The sequence below is a fragment of the Streptomyces sp. DG1A-41 genome (assembly GCF_037055355.1).
Lineage (GTDB): Bacteria > Actinomycetota > Actinomycetes > Streptomycetales > Streptomycetaceae > Streptomyces.
Genome location: NZ_CP146350.1, coordinates 2,436,819 through 2,455,797, shown reverse-complemented (window position 1 = coordinate 2,455,797; position 18,979 = coordinate 2,436,819). Strand labels below are relative to the sequence as shown.

16 protein-coding genes and 4 pseudogenes are annotated in these 18,979 nt (G+C 70.1%); 8 read left to right on the top strand and 12 right to left on the bottom strand.

What is annotated here, in order from left to right; all coding sequences use genetic code 11:
• The first annotated feature begins 36 nt into the window (after positions 1 to 36).
• The 3 genes from V8690_RS11485 (at position 37) to V8690_RS11475 (ending at position 2,366) form a co-directional block, all read left to right on the top strand.
• Positions 37 to 1,254 (top strand): MFS transporter, encoded by a 1,218-nt coding sequence (locus V8690_RS11485; RefSeq protein ID WP_338778019.1) that lies wholly within the window; start codon positions 37 to 39, stop codon positions 1,252 to 1,254.
• Positions 1,255 to 1,442: 188 nt separating this feature from the next.
• Positions 1,443 to 1,574, top strand: coding sequence for a hypothetical protein (locus V8690_RS11480; protein ID WP_338778017.1), 132 nt, complete (start codon positions 1,443 to 1,445; stop codon positions 1,572 to 1,574).
• Between the two features lie 297 nt (positions 1,575 to 1,871).
• The gene (locus tag V8690_RS11475) at positions 1,872 to 2,366 is read left to right on the top strand and encodes a zinc-binding dehydrogenase (RefSeq protein ID WP_338778015.1); all 495 of its coding nucleotides are present in this window, start codon (positions 1,872 to 1,874) and stop codon (positions 2,364 to 2,366) included.
• Positions 2,367 to 2,378: 12 nt separating this feature from the next.
• On the opposite strand, the gene V8690_RS11470 is transcribed toward V8690_RS11475, so the two are convergent.
• Entirely contained in the window at positions 2,379 to 2,945 is a 567-nt protein-coding gene (locus V8690_RS11470; RefSeq protein ID WP_338778013.1) for a class I SAM-dependent methyltransferase, read from the bottom strand.
• Positions 2,946 to 2,970: 25 nt separating this feature from the next.
• Positions 2,971 to 3,672, bottom strand: coding sequence for a haloacid dehalogenase type II (locus V8690_RS11465; protein ID WP_338778011.1), 702 nt, complete (start codon positions 3,670 to 3,672; stop codon positions 2,971 to 2,973).
• 87 nt (positions 3,673 to 3,759) lie between these two features.
• On the opposite strand from V8690_RS11465, the gene V8690_RS11460 reads away from it, so the two are divergent.
• On the top strand, positions 3,760 to 4,299 hold the full coding sequence (locus V8690_RS11460; RefSeq protein WP_338778008.1) for an ABATE domain-containing protein: 540 nt from the start codon (positions 3,760 to 3,762) through the stop codon (positions 4,297 to 4,299).
• A 25-nt stretch (positions 4,300 to 4,324) separates the two neighbouring features.
• Here the strand turns inward: V8690_RS11460 and V8690_RS11455 are convergent, their stop codons facing one another.
• The 4 genes from V8690_RS11455 to V8690_RS11440 form a co-directional block, all read right to left on the bottom strand.
• Positions 4,325 to 6,103 (bottom strand): NAD+ synthase, encoded by a 1,779-nt coding sequence (locus V8690_RS11455; RefSeq protein ID WP_338778006.1) that lies wholly within the window; start codon positions 6,101 to 6,103, stop codon positions 4,325 to 4,327.
• A 91-nt stretch (positions 6,104 to 6,194) separates the two neighbouring features.
• Positions 6,195 to 8,138 carry a S53 family peptidase gene (locus V8690_RS11450; RefSeq protein ID WP_338778004.1) on the bottom strand — a complete coding sequence of 648 codons (1,944 nt, stop codon included), beginning with the start codon at positions 8,136 to 8,138 and terminating at the stop codon, positions 6,195 to 6,197.
• A 158-nt stretch (positions 8,139 to 8,296) separates the two neighbouring features.
• On the bottom strand, positions 8,297 to 8,917 hold the full coding sequence (locus tag V8690_RS11445) for a DUF305 domain-containing protein (protein ID WP_338778002.1): 621 nt from the start codon (positions 8,915 to 8,917) through the stop codon (positions 8,297 to 8,299).
• On the bottom strand, positions 8,914 to 9,579 hold the full coding sequence (locus V8690_RS11440) for a DUF3105 domain-containing protein (RefSeq protein WP_338778001.1): 666 nt from the start codon (positions 9,577 to 9,579) through the stop codon (positions 8,914 to 8,916). Before V8690_RS11440 ends, V8690_RS11445 begins: the two co-directional genes overlap by 4 nt.
• A 196-nt stretch (positions 9,580 to 9,775) precedes the next feature.
• On the opposite strand from V8690_RS11440, the pseudogene V8690_RS11435 reads away from it, so the two are divergent.
• Both V8690_RS11435 and glnA read left to right on the top strand, forming a co-directional pair.
• Positions 9,776 to 10,221: pseudogene (locus V8690_RS11435) on the top strand (Rrf2 family transcriptional regulator).
• 312 nt (positions 10,222 to 10,533) lie between these two features.
• Positions 10,534 to 11,895 (top strand): type I glutamate--ammonia ligase, encoded by a 1,362-nt coding sequence (gene glnA / locus V8690_RS11430; RefSeq protein ID WP_338778000.1) that lies wholly within the window; start codon positions 10,534 to 10,536, stop codon positions 11,893 to 11,895.
• 29 nt (positions 11,896 to 11,924) lie between these two features.
• Here the strand turns inward: glnA and V8690_RS11425 are convergent.
• The 3 genes and pseudogenes from V8690_RS11425 to V8690_RS11415 form a co-directional block, all read right to left on the bottom strand.
• Positions 11,925 to 12,641, bottom strand: a pseudogene (locus V8690_RS11425) (site-specific integrase); the annotation flags it as partial.
• A 97-nt stretch (positions 12,642 to 12,738) separates the two neighbouring features.
• Positions 12,739 to 12,978 (bottom strand): helix-turn-helix domain-containing protein, encoded by a 240-nt coding sequence (locus V8690_RS11420; protein WP_338777998.1) that lies wholly within the window; start codon positions 12,976 to 12,978, stop codon positions 12,739 to 12,741.
• A gap of 483 nt (positions 12,979 to 13,461) precedes the next feature.
• Positions 13,462 to 13,695, bottom strand: a pseudogene (locus tag V8690_RS11415) (ATP-binding protein); the annotation flags it as partial.
• Between the two features lie 35 nt (positions 13,696 to 13,730).
• Between V8690_RS11415 and V8690_RS11410 the strand changes: the two are divergent.
• Positions 13,731 to 14,054, top strand: a pseudogene (locus tag V8690_RS11410) (transposase); the annotation flags it as partial.
• Between the two features lie 951 nt (positions 14,055 to 15,005).
• On the opposite strand, the gene V8690_RS11405 reads toward V8690_RS11410, so the two are convergent.
• Positions 15,006 to 15,500, bottom strand: a complete 495-nt coding sequence (locus tag V8690_RS11405) for a lactococcin 972 family bacteriocin (protein WP_338777997.1) — start codon at positions 15,498 to 15,500, stop codon at positions 15,006 to 15,008.
• A gap of 452 nt (positions 15,501 to 15,952) precedes the next feature.
• On the opposite strand from V8690_RS11405, the gene V8690_RS11400 reads away from it, so the two are divergent.
• A complete protein-coding gene (locus tag V8690_RS11400; RefSeq protein WP_338777995.1) occupies positions 15,953 to 16,072 on the top strand; it encodes a glutamine synthetase in 120 nt (39 codons plus the stop codon).
• A gap of 126 nt (positions 16,073 to 16,198) precedes the next feature.
• On the opposite strand, the gene V8690_RS11395 is transcribed toward V8690_RS11400, so the two are convergent.
• Together V8690_RS11395 and V8690_RS11390 are read right to left on the bottom strand one after the other, a co-directional pair.
• Positions 16,199 to 17,923, bottom strand: coding sequence for a protein kinase (locus V8690_RS11395; protein ID WP_338777994.1), 1,725 nt, complete (start codon positions 17,921 to 17,923; stop codon positions 16,199 to 16,201).
• Positions 17,924 to 17,997: 74 nt separating this feature from the next.
• Positions 17,998 to 18,582: a helix-turn-helix domain-containing protein gene (locus V8690_RS11390; protein WP_338777993.1), complete on the bottom strand. Its 585-nt coding sequence runs from the start codon at positions 18,580 to 18,582 to the stop codon at positions 17,998 to 18,000.
• Positions 18,583 to 18,979: the final 397 nt, after the last annotated feature.

Genomic DNA, 18,979 nt, shown 5'->3' with positions numbered 1-18,979 from the left:
GAAGTACGAACTCCCGTAAGTCTCGAAAGGCTCCTCATGCCCCTGGCCCTGCTCGCCCTCGCCGTGGGCGCCTTCGGCATCGGTACGACCGAGTTCGTGATGATGGGGCTGCTGCCCGATGTCGCGGACGACCTGAACATCTCCATACCCAGCGCCGGCCATCTGGTGTCGGCGTACGCGCTGGGCGTCGTCATCGGCGCCCCGCTGCTGGCCGCGGTCACCGCCCGGATGTCCCGCCGCACCGTCCTGATCGGGCTGATGGGGCTGTTCGTCGCGGGCAACGCGCTGTCGGCCCTCGCGCCCGACAACGGCTGGCTGTTGGCGGCCCGCTTCCTGAGCGGTCTGCCGCACGGTGCCTTCTTCGGCGTCGGCGCCGTCGTCGCGACGAACATGGTCGCCCCCGAACGCAAGGCGCGCTCGGTCTCCCTGATGTTCCTCGGCCTGACGGTCGCGAACGTCGTGGGGGTGCCCGTCGCGACCCTCATGGGCCAGCAGCTCGGCTGGCGGGCGACCTTCCTCGGCGTCAGCGCCATCGGCCTGGCGGCGATCGCCGCGCTCGCGTTCCTGATCCCGCACGACCACGAGCACGCCACCGCGAAGAGCCTGCGCGGCGAACTGGCCGCCCTGCGCTCCGTCCCGGTCTGGCTGTCGCTCGGCACGACGGTCGCTGGCTTCGGCGCCCTCTTCGCGGCCTACAGCTACATCACGCCCATGCTCACGGACGCCGCCGGTTACGCCGACGCCAGCGTGACCCTGCTGCTGGCCCTGTTCGGCGTCGGCGCGACCGCCGGCAACCTGCTGGGCGGCCGCCTGGCCGACCACTCCCTGCGGGGCACCCTGTTCGGCGGCCTGAGCGCTCTGGTGGCGGTGCTGGCGCTGTTCCCGCTGCTGATGCGCACGGAACTCACCGCCGCCGTCGCCGTGATCCTGCTCGGCATGGCGGCCTTCGCCACCGGCTCCCCGCTCCAGCTGATGGTCATGGACAAGGCCGCGTCGGCTCCGTCCCTGGCCTCCTCCGCCAACCAGGCCGCCTTCAACCTGGCCAACGCCGGCGGTGCCTGGATCGGCGGCCTCGCGCTGGCCGCGGGCTTCGGCGTCACCTCCCCGGCCCTGGCGGGCGCTGCCCTGGCCGTGCTCGGCCTCGGCGTGGCGTCGCTGGCGTACGCGGTGGACCGGCGCAGTGCGCCGGCCGGTGGGCGCGAGCGGGTCGTGGCGAGCCATGTCCCGCAGGAGGCGGAAGCGGTGCGCCGCTGACCGAGGCCGGTGTGCCGGCGCGGTGACTCGGGCGGCGGTCCGCGGGTGTGAACTGGCGGACCGCCGCTTCGTACGTACGGCAGCCGAGAGGGCCCGGCGGGTCGGTCTCTCACTTCGGCGCACGGGGAAGACGACACCGGTTCCAGGAGATTTACCCTCAACCACTCCCGGACACACGGAGGTTGTCAGTGCCGGCTGCGCGCTACCACCGCTCGGGCGGTCCCGAGGCCCTCTTCGCGGAGGAGGCCGAGGAGCCCCACGCCGGGCCGGGGCGGGTCCGCATCTCGGTGCGTGTCACGGGCGTCGCCCCCGCCGACTAATACCTGCGCTCGGGGATGCTGAAGGAGAAGGCCTCCCTGAGCTCCCCCTCCCACATCCCCGGCATGGACGCCGCCGGAGTCGTCGGCGAGGTGGGCGATGGGGCGACGGGCACCGCCGTGGGAGACGCGGTGTTCGGCCCCGTCCCCCGGCCCGGCTGGGCGGGGCCTCGGCTGAGTACGCGGTGCTGGAGGCATGGGCCCGCAAGCCCGGGCCTGGTCGTTCGAGGCGGCGGTCGGTGCCGCGGGCAACGTCGAGACGGCCACCCGTGTGCTGGGCGCCCTGGGACCACCGAGGGCATGACCCTCCTGATCGAGGGCGCGGCAGGCGGCGCCGGCACGATGACCGCGCAACTGGCCAGGGCCCGCGGGCTGACCGTGATCGGCACCGCGAGCGAACGCAACCACACCTTCCTCGACGGACTCGGCCTCACACCGGTCACCTACGGCCCCGGCCTGGCCAGCCGCCTCGCCCCGCTTGCTCACCAGGGCGTCGACGTGGTCCTGGACGCGGCGGGCAAGGGCTCCCTCGCCGAGCTGGTGACCATCGCCGGAGACCCGCACCGCGTGGTGACGACCGCCGACTTCGACGCCGCCCGGCACGGAGTACGGTTCTCCCGCTCCGGGGTGGGGAAGCCCGGCTGGTCAGGACTGCCCTACGCCGTGTCCCTCGCCGACGAAGGCCGCCTCACCGTCCCCGTGCACCAGGTGTTCCCGCTGCGGGACATCGCCGCGGCGCACGAGGAGAGCGCCACCGGTCACGCGCGCGGCGAGATCGTCGTACCCGTGCCCTGACGCACAGCGCGGTCAGACGCGACGTGCCGCGACGACCGCCGAACTGGAGGGTGTGGTGAGGACTTCGGTGGCGTCCAGGCTCGGGTGGGTGAGGTAGAAGAGCCGGAGCTCGTCCACCTCACCCTCGAACCGGGGCGGCCAGTCGGCCGACGGGGTGAAGTCGTCCAGGACGAGAAGACCGCCGGGCGCCAGCAGTTCGACGACCCGTCCGGGGGCGTCCCGCTTGCCTCCGCCGTCACAGAAGAAGACGTCGAACGGGGCGTGCTCCTCGAGCAGCCGCCAGTCACCGGTCAGCACACGGACGCGCTCGTCGTCCGCGAAGACACCGGCCGCCCGCCGCGCCAGCTCCTCGTCACGCTCCACCGTGACGAGACGCGCACCGGCCCCCAGACCACTGTGCAGCCAGGCGGTGCCCACACCCGAGCCGGTGCCGCTCTCGGCGACGACCCCACCGGGCTTGGACGCAGCGGCCAGCCTGAGCAGCCTGCCCACCTCGGGGATACAGCTCTTCTCGAACCCCGCCTCGGCGGCGAGCCGCTCCGCGACCACCACGCGATCCGGAACGCCACGCTCTGTCATGGTCAGCCCCCTGTCAGTGTCGGCTTCACGCTATCTGACCACCTGTCAGCATTCCGACCAGTTCGTCGAGTCCGTCGAACCCCCAGTCGAAGACATCGGCGCTCGTCGGCGGATTCCCGACCGGCCGCTCGACGTAGGCGGTCCGCATGCCGACCGCCTGCGCTCCACGGAGGTCCCAGGCGTGGGCGGCCACCATGAGGACGCGTTCCGGCGCACATCCGGCGGCATCGACCGCGAGCCGGTACACCTCCGGCGCCGGCTTGTACGCCTGGGCGGCTTCGGCGGACAGGGCCTGGTGCCAGCGCAGCCCGGCGTGTGCGTTGAGGTGCAGCAGCGCCGTGCGACTGGCGTTGGAGAGCCCGACCACGGGGAACCACTGCGCGAGCCGCTGGAGACCGGCAACGGAGTCGGGCCAGGGCGGCAGCCGCCGCCCCGCTGTGGCCAACCGTGCGATGGTCGCGGGGTCGGAGAGCCCGGCCCGGTCGGCCGCGAGCCGCGCGGCCTCCGCGTCGATGGTCTCGGTGCTGACGTATGCGCGGAGTCCTTGCTGGATGCGTCGCTGTTCGAGCTCGCAGTGCTGTTGCCACAGGCTGAGCAGGTCGTCGACAGCCGCCTCGTCGGACGCGGGTACGGCTTCGCGGATCGCCGCTCGAAGCCCCCTGGGCTCGTCGACGAGTGTGCCGAGGACGTCGAAGACGACGACCTCGATGTCGCGGATTCCGGTCACGCGGCCTCCCGCCTTCGTGCCCCTGCTGTCACCACCTGAGGGGGTGACGATGTTGTCACCGGGCCCGTCACCGGTCAAGATGGTGACGTGGACTTCACCTTCGTGAGCGGCAACGCGGCGCTCGACCTCGCCGGCACCGTCCTGTCACGCCGGGACGACCCCGTGGACCTCCTGGCCGCGCCCGCGGACCTCGAACGGTGGGTGGCCGCATGTGAGGGGCTTCCGGACCGGGTGACGGCGGACGAGGCGGCCTTCGAGTCCGCACTGTCCTTGCGAGAGGCGATCTACCGACTGGCTCGCGACCGCCTGCTCGACCGCCGCTTCGACCCGGGCAGCCTCGACGTCGTCAACGACGCGGCCGCCGGGCCGGTGTGCACGGTCAGGCTCAGCGACGCGGGGCTGCACCGGTCGGGAGACCTCCCCGCGGCACTCTCCCAACTGGCCCGAAGCGGCATCGCCGTGCTCGCCGACCCCCAAGCCAGTCTCAAGGAGTGCGGCCGCCCCGACTGCACCCGCATCTACCTCGACCGCTCACGGGGCGCGCGGCGCACGTGGTGCGGGATGGAGGAGTGCGGCAACCGGGTCAAGGCAGCGGCCTATCGGGCACGGAGACGGGGCGCTGCCTGACCGACGCGGGCGGCGCGAAAGGCTGTCAGACCGACTCCCGCCACCCGTTCGTGATCGGCAGTCGCCGGTCCTTGCCGAAGCCCTTCGCCGAGATCTTCGTGCCCGGCGGGTACTGCCGTCGCTTGTACTCGGCCGTGTCGACCATGCGCAGGGTCTTGGCGACCAGTGCCCGGTCGTAACCGGCCGCGACGATCTCGTCGGCGCCCCGGTCCTGGTCGACGTACAGGTCGAGGATCGCGTCCAGCACCGGGTAGTCGGGGAGCGAGTCCGTGTCGACCTGGCCGGGGCGGAGTTCCGCGCTCGGGGGCTTGGTGAGGGAGTTCTCGGGGATCGGCGGGGTCTGGCCGCGCTCGCGGGCGGCCCGGTTGCGCCACTCGGCCAGGCGGAAGATCGACGTCTTGTACACGTCCTTGATGGGGCCGTACGCACCGACCGAGTCGCCGTAGAGCGTGGAGTAGCCGACCGCCAGTTCCGACTTGTTGCCGGGGGCCAGGACGATGTGGCCCTCCTGGTTGGAGATGGCCATGAGCAGCGTGCCCCGCAGGCGTGACTGGAGGTTCTCCTCGGCCAGGCCCGTCAGGCCCAGCGCGCCCATGTAGGCGTCGAACATCGGCTCGATGGCGACCGTGCGGTAGTTCAGGCCGGTGCGGCGGGCCAGTTCCGCCGCGTCGTCCTTCGAGTGGTCCGAGGAGTACTTCGACGGCATCGACACGCCGTACACGTTCTGCGCGCCCACCGCGTCGCAGGCGATCGCCGCGACCAGCGAGGAGTCGATTCCGCCCGACAGGCCGATCAGGACGGATGTGAAGCCGTTCTTCGCGACGTACGCCCGCAGGCCAACGACCAGCGCGGAGTAGACCTCCTCGTCGTCGTCCAGGCGGTCCGCGTAGCCACCCGTGAGCTCAGGTTCGTACGGTGGCAGCGGCTCCTCCGACAGCACCACCCGGTCGATGCGCAGGCCGTCGTCCACACGCTGTCCGTCGGCGACTCCGTCGCGGGCCGTCGGCGCGTCCGCCGACGCCGCCGGCAGGTCCAGGTCCAGGACGACGCAGCCCTCGGCGAACTGCGGCGCCCGCGCCACGACCTCGCCGTTCTTGTCCACGACGATCGAGTCACCGTCGAACACCAGCTCGTCCTGGCCGCCGATCATGGCCAGGTACGCCGTGGTGCAGCCGGCCTCCTGGGCCCGCTTGCGGACCAGCTCCAGGCGCGTGTCGTCCTTGTTGCGCTCGTAGGGGGAGGCGTTGATCGAGAGCAGCAGGCCCGCCTGCGCCGAACGCGCCGCGGGGACACGGCCGCCGTCCTGCCAGAGGTCCTCGCAGATGGCCAGGGCGACGTCCACGCCGTGCACGCGCAGGACCGGCATGCTGTCGCCGGGCACGAAGTAGCGGAACTCGTCGAAGACGCCGTAGTTCGGCAGGTGGTGCTTGGCGAAGTTCAGGACCACCTCGCCGCCGTACAGCACCGCGCCCGCGTTCTGCGGCGCGCCGGCCGGCTGGCCGTACTTCGGCTGGGCGGTCGCGCAGCGGTCGAGGTAGCCGACGACCACCGGCAGCTCGCCGAAGCCCTCGTCGGCCAGGCGGCCGGCGAGGCTCCGCAGCGCCGCCCGGGAGGCCTCCACGAAGGACGGCCTGAGGGCCAGGTCCTCGACGGGGTACCCGGTCAGCGCCATCTCGGGAAACGCCACGAGATGCGCTCCCTGCTCGGCGGAGTGCCGGGTCCAGCGGACGATCGACTCGGCGTTCTGGGCGAGGTCGCCGACGCTCGAGTCGATCTGGTTCAGGGCGAAACGTAGTTGAGGCACGGGCCCAGTGTAATCGTCAGAGCGACGCAATGGGGTGGTGTGGGTCACCCCACACCACCCCGTTCCCCTTGCGGAGGTCAGTCGGCGGACGTCAGCGCCGCCGGTACGACTCGACGTAACCGTTCGCGGGCGTGCCCACGCCCGTGACGTCGTCGTAGCCCTTCACGGCCTGGAGCGAGCTGTCCTTGCCCAGGCTGCGTACGGACGTCGTCAGGCCGCCCGTCGCGTCGTAGCCGTTGACGAAGTCGACGCGGGCCACGGCCAGGCCGGAGCCCGTCGGGTTGTCGGTGACGTCGTGGTAGGCCTTCGAGCCGGCCTTCGCGTAGATCGCCGGGTTGGCGAAGCCGATCGGTGTGCCGCCGCGGGCCTCCTGGGCCAGCGCCTGGATGGCCGCGATGGTCGGCGCGGCGAGCGAGGTGCCGCCGATGCGGTACTCGCTGTACGCCTGCGTCTTGCCGTCGGGCAGGGTCTGCGTCTGGCCGACCAGGAATCCGGTGTTCGGGTCGGCGATCGCCGCGATGTCCGGGACGACGCGGTTGCCGTCCGCGCTGTCGGTCTTCGCCAGCGCGCCCGGCACGACGCCCTTCTGGTACGAGGGCTCCGCCACGGTCCTGCTGGTGCCGCCGCCCGCGCCGGAGGTGAAGGCGCCGGGGAAGTCCGTCCAGCTCTTGCCGTCGGCCGACAGGGTCGCCTTGTCGGTGCCCCAGCCGGTCTCCCACAGGTACGTGTTGTCCTTGCCGACGGCGAGCGAGGTGCCGCCGACGGCGGTGACCCACGCCGAGTCGGCCGGGGAGTCGACCTGCTTCGTCCCGGAGGCGGCGACCTCGTCGCCGTCGTCGCCGGAGGAGAAGTAGAAGCCGATGCCCTCGACCGCGCCCAGCTGGAAGACCTGGTCGTAGGCCGCCGCGAGGTCGGGCGTCTGCGCCGCCTCGACCTCGCCCCACGAGTTGGAGACGATGTCGGCCAGGTGGTGGTCGACGACCTTGCCGAGCGCGTCGAGCAGGTCGCTGTCGTTGCAGGAGGCGGCACCCACATAGGTGACGTCCGCGGCCGGCGCGACCGCGTGCACTGCCTCGACGTCCAGGGTCTCCTCGCCGTACCAGCCGGAGGCCGAGCACCCCTTGGTGTCCGTGTACTTCTTGGGCAGCACCTGGTGCAGCTGGCCGGTCTTCCAGGCCGCGTCGCCGTGCTTGCCGGCGTAGGTGCCCGCGTCGTAGGCGATCGTCGGCGAGGCGTACGCGTCCGTGATGGCGACCCGGACGCCCTTGCCGGTGCGGGCGCCCGCGCCGTAGGCGGCCCGCAGCTGCTTGCCCGTGTAGCCCTTGATCACGTACGGGATCTTCGTGCCGTACGCCTCCGGCAGCGTGCTCGCGGTGTTCGAGCCGTAGTACGAGGAGAACGGCCCGGCGTTGCGGAACACGGTGTCCGGCGGCGGGAGCCGGTCGTCGTGCGTGACCATGTGCGGGGCGTTGTCCAGGCCGGTGACGGTCAGCACGGCGTCGGCCAGGCTCGCCGGCACGGATGCGGTGTTCGCCGGGGCGCGGTAGGTCCTGGAGCCCTTGGCGAAGTTGTGCAGCGGGGCGCCGAACGCCTTCTCCGCCGCGGCCACGTCACCGGTGACGGAGACGTAGTGCGCCGTGACGCCCGTGACCTTCAGGCCGGCCGCCGTCAGCCAAGACTTCACGGCCGCCACCTGGGCCTTGGTCGCGCCGAAGCGGGCCTGCGCCTGCTTGGCGGTCAGGTACTGGCCGTACGAGGCCGACGTCGGGTCGGAGACGGCCTTGGCGTACGCGGCGAGGCCGGCCGCGTCGCGACCCCGGAGATAGACCCGGGCCGACATCCGGGCGCCGTCGGAGGCTGCGCCCTTGTCGGCCCTGGCCGTGGCCCACGCGGGCTTGGTCCCGGCGAGCAGGTCGCGGAGCGGGTGGTCGGCGGCCTGCGCCGCGGGTATGCCGAGCGCCAGCGCGCCGGCGAGCATCGGCAGTGTCGCCGCCATGCTCAGCCCGGCGCGCACCTTGGCGCGGTTGGATCTCATGGAACCCCCTGTGCGGTTCGACGCGAGTGGATCACTCGACGGTCGCCACTCTCGCGACGAACCGTTCATGCCAGGGGAATGCGCACCCCAAGAAGCGCTCTACGGAGACCAAGAAGAGCCCAAGGAGTCGCAGGACAAGGCGTTTTGGGCCCTACGCCCTACGGGCGCGGTGAGGCACCCCGCTCCTTCAGCATGTCCGCCATCAGGCCGATCTCCGACCGCTGCGCGTCCACCATGCCCTGCGCGAGCCGCTTCTCCACGCCCACCGTGCACTCGTCGACACAGCCCTGGGCCATGTGGACACCGCCCTTGTGATGGGCCGTCATCAGCTGGAGGTAGAAGATCTCCGCCTTCTTGCCGCTGAGTTCGCCGAGCTTCTTCAGCTCCGTGTTGGTCGCCATGCCCGGCATCAGCGCGCCGTCCTTGCCGGAGGCCATGTCGCCCATGTCCATCCAGGTCATCGGCGGCTCGGAGGACACCTTGGGCAGCCCCCACAGGTCGAGCCAGCCGAGCATCATGCCGCGCTGGTTGGCCTGCGTCTGGGCGATGTCGTAGGCGAGACGCCTCACCTCCTCGTCCTTCGTGCGGTCCCGCACGATGTACGACATCTCCACGGCCTGCTGGTGGTGCACCGCCATGTCCCGCGCGAACCCGGCGTCCGCGGACTCGGCGGACGGGGTCCGGCCGCCGCCGTCGTCCCCGGCGACGGCGTAGGTGATCGCGCCGGCCGCGACGAGCGCCGTCGCCGCGGCCCCCGCGATCAGACCGACCTGCCTCACTGCGACAGCCCGTTCGTACAGGCGGCGCCCGGCTCGGGGGTCTGCTCGCCCTGGACGAACTTCTCGAAGAACTTGTCGACGTTCGGGTCACTCGCGCCCGTCACCGTGCGCTGGTGCCCCCACGCCGAGAGCATGATCGGGTCCTTCTGGTCGTCCAGCGGGCTCATCAGCGTGTACGGCGTCTTCTTCACCTTCGCCGCCAGCGCGTCGATGTCGGCCTTCTTCGCGTCGGCGTTGTACGTCACCCACACCGCGCCGTGCTCCAGCGAGTGCACGGCGTTGGTGTTGTTGAGCTCCTTGGTGTAGACGTCGCCGTTGCAGTTCATCCAGACCTGGTTGTGGTCGCCGCCGACCGGCGGCACGGAGGCGTACTTCACGGCCTTGGTGACGTGGTTGCGGGACAGCTTGCCTTCCCAGGTCTTCACGCCGTCCGTGCCCGTGACGAACTTCCCCTTGGCCGAGGAGTCGCTCGCCGCCGTGTCGCTGCCGCCGTCGGACTGGGACCGCACGAGCACGACACCGCCGGCGACGAGACCGCAGACGATCACGACGCTGGCCGTGATGGTGAGGATCCGGTTGCGGCGCTCACGGGCCTGCTCGGCGCGCCGCATCTCCTCTATCCGCGCCTTGCGTGCCGTGCTGCTCTTGTTGGCGGAGCCCATGGGGTGTCCTTCGTGGGGAAAGTGGGACGGTCGGGTGGGCTGATCGTAATGGGGGAGGCCGGGCCCCTCGTAGAGCGGCCGCAGGAATGGGCCGAATCGATACGGCACCGACAGGTGCCCGACAGCTTCCGCTGACTGCCGGAACCCGAGATCCGGCTTATTTGTATCCGAGATACCGATTATCTACGCTGCGGGCATGCGGCTGCTGCGCTCCACCGACCTGGCCCTGCGGGTCCTGATGCGGCTCGCCGTCGCCGGTGGGTCGAGCGCGACGACCCGGGACGTCGCCACCGGCATGGGCGTGCCGTACACCCACCTGGCGAAGGTCGTCGCCGAGCTCCGGCACATGGGCCTGCTGGCCGCCCGTCGCGGGCGCGGCGGCGGCCTCACCCTCACCGAGCGGGGCCGCACGGCGTCCGTGGGTGCCGTGGTGCGCGCCTTCGAGGGCGACGGCGACGTCGTCGGCTGCGAGGGCCCCACCCCCTGTCCCTGAACTCAGACTGCCGCCTGCGCGGCGCCCTGTGCCGGGCCCAGGAGGCGTTCTTCGCCTCACTGGATCCGATCACGGTGGCGGACATCGTGGCGGAGCCGACCGGGGCGCTGCTGCTGGGGATCTCGAGGGGGCCCTCGGGGGACGTCTGACACTCGCGGATGTCGGCCGGTGCCGCGCCGGAATCGGCCGCCGCGCACGGCATTTAAAGTTGTACAGGAAATGCAAATTAAGTGAGCGGGACAGCTGAGCGGACCGGCCGTTACGGATGTCGGGGCGAGCAGGCACTATGGGCGGAAGAGCAGTTCACCCGCCGTACGTGAGGCGTTCGGTCCCGGGCCGCCCGGGCGATCATGGTGCGCAACGCGTACGAAATGGTGGTGTGGTGGGATGCTCAGGTGCCCGACCGCCTCCCGTGGTACGGAAGACAGGCGGCCTGACCAGCAAGGATGGGGAAGCGGAAGATGGACAAGCAGCAGGAGTTCGTGCTCCGGACGTTGGAGGAGCGCGACATCCGGTTCGTACGCCTGTGGTTCACGGACGTGCTGGGCTTCCTCAAGTCCGTCGCCGTGGCCCCGGCCGAACTGGAACAGGCCTTCGACGAGGGCATCGGCTTCGACGGCTCCGCCATCGAGGGCTTCGCCCGGGTCTACGAGTCCGACATGATCGCCAAGCCGGACCCGTCGACCTTCCAGATCCTGCCCTGGCGCGCGGAGGCCCCGGGCACGGCCCGGATGTTCTGCGACATCCTCATGCCGGACGGCTCGCCGTCCTTCGCCGACCCGCGCTACGTGCTCAAGCGCGCCCTGGCCCGCGCCTCCGACCTGGGCTTCACGTTCTACACGCACCCGGAGATCGAGTTCTTCCTGCTGAAGGACCGGCCGCTGGACGGCAGCCGTCCGACGCCCGCCGACAACTCCGGCTACTTCGACCACACCCCGACCAACGTCGGTATGGACTTCCGCCGCCAGGCGATCACCATGCTGGAGTCGATGGGCATCTCGGTCGAGTTCTCCCACCACGAGGGTGCGCCCGGCCAGCAGGAGATCGACCTGCGCTACGCCGACGCGCTGTCCACGGCGGACAACATCATGACGTTCCGCCTGGTCATGAAGCAGGTGGCGCTGGAGCAGGGCGTGCAGGCCACATTCATGCCGAAGCCGTTCTCGGAGCACCCGGGCAGCGGCATGCACACGCACCTGTCGCTCTTCGAGGGCGACCGCAACGCCTTCTACGAGTCGGGCTCGGAGTACCAGCTGTCGAAGGTGGGCCGCTCCTTCATCGCGGGCCTGCTGCGGCACGCGGCGGAGATCTCCGCCGTCACCAACCAGTGGGTCAACTCCTACAAGCGCATCTGGGGCGGCGCGGAGCGCACGGCGGGCGCGGGCGGCGAGGCCCCGTCGTACATCTGCTGGGGCCACAACAACCGCTCGGCGCTGGTCCGCGTCCCGATGTACAAGCCCGGCAAGACGGGTTCGGCCCGGGTCGAGGTCCGCTCCCTTGACTCCGGCGCGAACCCGTACCTGTCCTACGCCGTCCTCCTGGCCGCCGGTCTGAAGGGCATCGAGGAGGGCTACGAGCTCCCGCCGGGCGCCGAGGACGACGTCTGGGCCCTCTCCGACGCGGAGCGCCGCGCGATGGGCATCGAGCCGCTCCCGCAGAACCTGGGCGAGGCCCTGACCCTGATGGAGCGCAGCGACCTGGTCGCCGAGACCCTCGGCGAGCACGTCTTCGACTTCTTCCTGCGCAACAAGCGGCAGGAGTGGGAGGAGTACCGGTCCGAGGTGACCGCGTTCGAGCTGCGGAAGAACCTTCCGGCGCTTTAGGCGCAGGTCAAAGCAGGTTTCCTGCTGATTTAGCGGATTGGGGTCGACGGTCGTGGACCGTCGGCCCCATGCCGTCTCACCGACCCTGGGCCGTCCGGCGCCGCATCGGTGCCCTCGTACAGGCCGTCGACGGCCTTCCGGGCCCGTGTGTCGCTGCTCGGCATGAGGTGCGTGTAGACCCGGAGCGTGAACCCCGGATCGTTGTGTCCGAGGTAGTTGCTCAGCGCCTTGACGTTCTCGCCGGCGTCCAGGAGGACCGAGGCGTAGAAGTGCCTGAGAGCATGCATGCCGTGTTCGCGGGCAGCCTGGTGACGCTCTCCTGGCTTCGGCGCGGGGATCACCCCAGCGGCCACGAGAGCAGGCTTCCACGCGCGGTCGTTGAAGTCGGTACGCCGAACCGCACCCGCGCCGTCGAGACGGGTGAACAGCAGCCGCTTCGTGACAGGCGGACCGTCCACCCGGAGCCACGGCAGGGTGATCTCTACCGGGGGGAACGCCTCCATGTGCTGCTTGAGGACGTGCGCCACGCGGTCCGGCAAGGGAACGTCGCGGATCTTGTTCCGCTTCGGTGGGGCGAACACGAGACCCTCTTTCGTCACCTTCACCTGGTTCACGATGTGCAGCCATCCGGAGTCGAAGCCGATTGCATCGATGGGCAACCCGAAGATCTCCCCTTGCCGGAGTCCGCATCCGCCTCCGAGGTCGACCGTCGCGCGGAATCGCTCCGGCAGCGCTGCTCGTACAGCGGTCTTGGATGTGGCCTGCCATCAGGCAGTATTCCTCTCGGCATGCGGCAGGGAGAGCCGCTCGTGCGGCTCTCCCTGCTGTGCGGTGGGTGTTCGGTTAGGCGGCGGCGGTTTCGGCGTGCTTGCGCTGGTCGACGTAGGCCCGTACGTCGGCGGGGTCGTAGCGAAGGTGCTTGCCGATGCGAAAGCCGCGCGGGCCGGTGCGTTTCTTGCGCCACTGGTAGACGGTCTCTAGGGGCACCTCGGGCATCTCGGCGATGTCGTCGGGGGTGAGGTACCGGTCGGGGAGGCCGCCTCGGAGGAGGGCGCGGGGGTCGGGGTCTGTCGGCTGTGTCATAGGGGCTCCAAGCGGGGAGGGCCTGGCCGCGTGTGTCCGAGGTGCGGATTTCTGCGTCATTGCGTCATCAGCGTCATCTAGGCTTCTGACCTGCGGCTTTGCGTGACGCAGCGGCTAGGGGGTGCGTCATGGGCTGCGTCATCGCGTGACGCAGATGACGCAGGATGACGCAGAGGTCGCCGTCTGCGTCATGCCTGTTGTCGCAGGTCAGGAACCGCTTTTCGGCTTGCATGACGCAGATGACGCAGCGTCTTCCCTCTTAGGACAAAGAGGGGGTGTCTGTTGTAGTTCGGTGGAGCCTCAGAGCGTGAAGAAGGAGCCGCTTCGCGGCGCGATCCTTGGGCGGCGGCGGTGCCGCCGGGGCAAGCAAGAAGAGCACCATCGCGGGCGGGGGCGTGCTCCTCTTGCTGTTCGGCGAAACGCCGCCCAAAGGACGCGCCGCGAAGCGGCCCCTTACTGCCTGTCTGGGCGCGCGAGCGCGGGTCAGACCAGCCGCTGGTGCTCGTGTGGGGGCGGGGTGCCCTGGCGGGTCATTTCCAGGTAGCGGCCTTCGCTGGTGCGGCCGGTGTCGATGAGGACACCGCGTGCGGCAAGGGTCGGCTGGAGGCGCTTGAGCCGGTCGGAGAGGACTTTGCCCGTGGTGGGCCACCCTCTGGGCAGGGCACGCAGTTCCTCGCCGCTGTAGAGGCGGCTGAGGCAGTGCAGCCACTCGGTGGTTCCGCTCGGTGATCAAGTGGATCTTTGAGCCCTCCGGTCTGCCCCTCTCGATCGGCATCTCCGGCGCGAACCTCCACGACAACCAGGCCCTCGAACCGCTCGTCTGCGGCATCCCGCCGATCCGCTCCCGCCGCGGACCCCGCCGACGGCGCCCCGCCAAGCTGCACGCGGACAAGGGTTACGACTACGACCACCTGCGCCGATGGTTACGCAAGCGCGGGATCACCCACCGCATCGCCCGCAAGGGCATCGAGTCTTCCAAGCGGCTGGGCCGCCACCGCTGGACCATCGAACGCACCATGGCCTGGCTCGCCGGCTGCCGCCGACTCCACCGACGCTACGAGCGCAAAGCCGACCACTGCCGTGATGCGCTCCCCAGCCATCACCTGACCGACCGACACCCGCCCCGACGAGAACCGAAGAGGAGGGGACCGCACCACCCCGGGAGACACGGGCGATCCGCCGGGCCGATCAACGACCGGCCCCAGCTGACGGATCGAGGCTGGACTTCAGAAGGTCACAAGGACGAAATGTCCCTTCTGGCGCGGTGCTCATCCGTCTCCGCGGAACGAGTACGCCGAGAGTGCCACCAACTCCGGATGGTGTGAATTACTAGAGCCAAAGCAACAGCGCCCGCGATGAACCGAATCACATTCCAAGTAATTCCAACGACCGCACGTTGCCCGTCCGCCTCTGCAGCCAGCTGCATGGAGGTCTCGAAAAGTGCTACGAGCGGAACAATCAGTCGGAATGGGAGACCGCCAACACGTGGAATTCGCGCCAGGTTGCCCAAGAGCCCGACGGGTGCCCCAAGGACGAAAGCTGCTATTCCCCAAGCAAGCATACTAGAGTAATTTACCTCGCCGGTGGCGCCAGATTCCAGTCCGGCCGGGATGGTGGGGCTCAGGTCCTTGAATAGATAGTATGTGACCACGCCGATAGCCAACCCCAAAGAGGACAGCAAGGCTGACTCAATTTTGGATCGGCCGAAATAGCCTACCAAGAATGCATAACAGACCCACGACCATCCATCGGAAAAAACAACATTTAGAGGGGCGCAAACGGGATTGCCCCATTTTTCGGTAAGGGGACCCGCTAGTCCAAGTAGAAAACCGACCCCGAGGGGCACTGCGAGTGGCGCAACACGAGTGCGCGGAAAGTTTGCGATTTCTTTTTCCCTGTTCCGTGATTGACTCAAAGTAGGAGGTGGCGCCACTCGGAGACTGCGCGGGCGACGGAACAGACCCGAGTGGCGCACCAACCTACCCCACCTACCGAAAGGGTCACCGCGTGATGCGGGGGATCAAAACCTACTCATCAACACTGTAATAGGTTTCGCAGGTGTAGGCAGCGCCCGCCGTCCGGTTGGCGTAGGAGGTTTGGCCAGCGAACGCGTAAGCGGTATTCGAGCCCCCGGCAATCTTGACCGTGGAATGGTGGTCCTTAGTGGGGTGGTAGTAGTTCGAGTAGCAGTACTTACCGTCGCTGGTCAGGTTGTAGCCGTAGCACCAATTTCCGCCACTGGCACCGATGCAGGCCTGCGGCGTAACGGTCGAATCGTCCATCTTGATCACCACCGCAGCCCATTCTGAGGGGTTACCCAGCTCTACGGGCGGCTTCGTCCCGTCACCACGCTTGTGGAGAATGACCTGGCCGACCTTGGAACCATCCGCGGCGACGACAGTGCCGTTCGCCGTAACGGTGGCAGCCTGAGAGGCGTCTGCGGCGGCCGGCGTAGCGAAGCTAAATAATGCGAGTGCCACGCTCACAAAGCCGAGCACGATCGATCTACCGGATATCCTCACAGTATTCCTTCCCTAACTCCCCCAGTGGGAGTTTGCGTTAATGATCTTGGGTGAGGGGATGGGGCGCAGTCAATAGCCTCGATAAGGACTGTCCGAAAAAGGGCTGTCCCTTAAAGGGCTGTAGTGCAGCATTCGGCAGGGTGTGGCCGGTTCGCCGTCCTTGACCTGGACTTTTGTGGGCCTACGGTACGGGTCAAAGCCTCGCGACCCGTACCGGATTTGCCCGACGTCGTATTCCGGTGAGATGGGGTCGCCGGAGTCGATGTCGGTGCAGTAGGCGTCGAAGACTTCTCCGGCCGTGAGGGGGTCGAGGTCTCCCGCTCGCAGCCGCCAGCCGTAGACGCGGTCCGGGCCGGGCCGTCTGTGGGCCGTCGAAGGGCGGCCCAAGGCGACCAACAACGACCAACGACGACCACCCGATCACAGGTCAGCGCTGCGCCGACACCGATCGTGTGAGGTCGCCCCACGCCGCCGTCACTTCCGGCGCCCTGCGCAACAAGCGGCAGGAGTGGGAGGAGTACCGCAGCGAGGTCACGGCGTTCGAGCTGCGGAAGAACCTTCCGGCGCTGTAGGGCCGGGCCGGAGCGAGTCTCCCGAGACGATCCCTGGGGGCCGACGGTCACGGACCGTCGGCCCCCACGTCTGTCACCGCCCCTGGGCGGTCAGGGCAGCGCCGGATGCCGACGCCTGCACCGCCGCTACGAACGCGAGGCCGCGCGCAGCGCGGCCCAGGTCTCACGGCCCACGATGCCGTCGGCGTCCAGGCCGTTGTCGCTCTGGAAACTGCGCACCGCGGCTTCCGTCCCCGCGCCGAACACACCGTCCACGCCGCTGCCGCCCACGCTGTATCCGCGGTGCGTCAGCAGGCACTGCACCTCCCGGACGCGTTTGCCGCTGTCTCCCCGGCTCGTGCGTCCGTTGCCCGAGTAGTACGTGCAGTCGGAGCCGGAGCCGGAGCCGGAGCCGGACGGCGGGGGCGCGGGCTGTTCGGGGGGCGGGTCGCTGGAGGACGCAGTGGGGTCGGCGGAGCTGCCGGGCGCGGCGGCGGGCGTGGAGGAGGTGCCGCGCCGGTCGCGGCCGGCAGTGCCCGAGGCCTCGGGAGACGAGGCGGTGCCGTCGGAGGCAGGGCCCTCGGCCTTGCCGTCCGTGCCCGGGTCAGGTGGGCCGGACGAGGTGCCGGGCAGTGGCGAGCGGTCGGCACCGCCGGGACCGGCGTCGACGGCCGTCGCCGTATCGGCCCCCGGCCAGGCAGCGCTTGCAGAGGTGTCCTGCCGAGCGAGCAGGAAGACCCCCGCGGCCACCACGCAGAGGGTGACGCCCGCGGCGACGGCCAGCGCCGGCCTGGTCCGCGACCGGGTACGCGGGGACCCCGAAGACGGGGCGGTGGACGCCTCCGCCGCCGCGGAGCCGGTACGGGACGACTCCTCGGCCGGAGCCGGCTCCGGCCCGTTCCCAATCCGCTCGGCGGACAAGCGGTACAACGCCTCGTACGCCTGCCGCCGGGCCCGCAGCGTGCTGCTCAGCGGGTCGGGCCAGGCGGACGCCCCGGCGTGCGCCCCGGCCGCGTCGATCAGGTCCTGCGGGGTGGGCCGCCGCTCGGGCTCCTTGTCCAGGCAGGCGGACAGCAGCGAGCCGAGCGCCGGGTCCGTCGCGGAGATCTCACGGATCAGCGCCGCGTCGGGCTCCTCGAACGCCACCCGGTGCATGACGTCCACGCCCGTGCCGTCACCGAACGGAGCGCGCCCCGTCGCCGCGTAGACCAGCGTCCCGCCCAGGGAGAACACGTCCGAGGCCGGCTCGGAACGGCCCTCCCTCAGATGTTCCGGCGACATGTAGGCGGGAGTTCCCACCCGGTTGCCCGTGCCGGTGATCGCGCTGGCGTCCGCGGCCTTCGAGATGCCGAAGTCGATCACGTGGGCGCCCTGGACGGACAGCAGCACATTGGACGGCTTCAGGTCCCGGTGCACGATCTCCAGGGCGGCGAGACCGGCCAGCGCCTGCCCCAGCTCCGCCAGCAACCGCCAGATCGCGGCCGTTTCCAGGGCGCCGCCCTCGCGGACCGCGGCCGCCATATCGAGCCCCGGGAGGTACTCGGTGGCCATCCACAGCAACTCGTCCTCGAAGCCCGTGCCGCACAGGCGGGGGATGTGCGGGCTACGGACCCGGGCATGCACCGACGCCTCGCGCTCGAACCGGCGCCGGAACCGGGGATCCTCCGCGTACTCCGGTCTGACCACCTTCACCGCGGCCGGCCCGGGGCCGCCGTCCGTGGGCCGCGCCAGGTAGACCCGCCCCATGCCGCCGCTGCCGAGCAGGCCCAGCGTCGTGTAGGGACCGACGCGGCGCGGGTCGCCGGGCCGCAGGAGCGCGGCTCCGGTCCGGCGCACGGCGGCCGTCTCGTCCGGCCGTAAGTCCGACGGCACCGGCCGCTGTTCTGACACGGCACCCCCCGAAACCCGCTTTACGTACGCCAGTTCGGCGCAGTGGGAAGACGAGGCTAACTCAGCGCGGGCGCGCAGTCAGGGTTTCCCTCGCTTCCGTCCGCGCCACGGGACTCGGAGAACGTGCGCCGGTAGGCGCTCGGAGAGACACCGACGATGCGATGGAAGTTCCGGCGCAGGGTGGTGGCCGTCCCCATGCCGACCTGTTCGGCGATCTGCTCGATGCTGCTGTCGGTCGTCTCCAGCAGTTCCTGCGCGCGGCGGATGCGCTGGGTGAGGAGCCATTGCAGGGGGCTGGTGCCGGTGACCGCGATGAAGCGGCGGCTGAAGTGGCGGAGGCTCATGTTCGCCCGGCGCGCGAGCTCGGCGACCGTGACCGGTTCGTGGAGGCGTTCCCTCGTCCGGTCCAGCAGGGCCGGCAGACCGTACTGGTCACCTCCGGTGCCCGGGCCGTGACCGTCCGGCAGCGGGCTGGCGATGAACTGTGCCTGTCCGCCCGCGCGGTGCGGAGCGACCACGAGCCGCCGGGCCAGCGTGTTGGCCATCGTCGCGCCGAGATCGTCGCGGCAGTTCAGCGGGGTGGACGACCGGGAGGCACGGCGGCTGTGGGACCTCCAGCAGCGGTTCCTGCGGACCGTCACACCGCGCGCCTCTCGCGGAGTTGGGCGGCCGAGAGGCCCCGGCCGAGGTCGGTGAACTGAGCGACGCGATCGCCGAGGTCCGCCACGGCATCGTGGTCGCGAACGGCACCGGGTTGATCACCGGCAGTTCGAAGAGCGCCGCCGACGCGACGGTGCTCGCCCGGCGCCGGGATCTCGGCGTGCGGCTGCTGCACATCGTGCGGGCCCCGCGGGCGACCGTGTCGTCGGACCTGTCGCCGAAGGAGTACCTGGAGCGGATACCTGAGGATCCGCTACGAGGACTTCGTCCGGGAGCCGCGCACGGTCATCGGGGAGATCGCCCGGTTCGCGGGACACGAGGACGTCTCGGCGATCGGTCTCGACGGGGGCTCCTCCGTCGTGCTCGGCACCCACCACA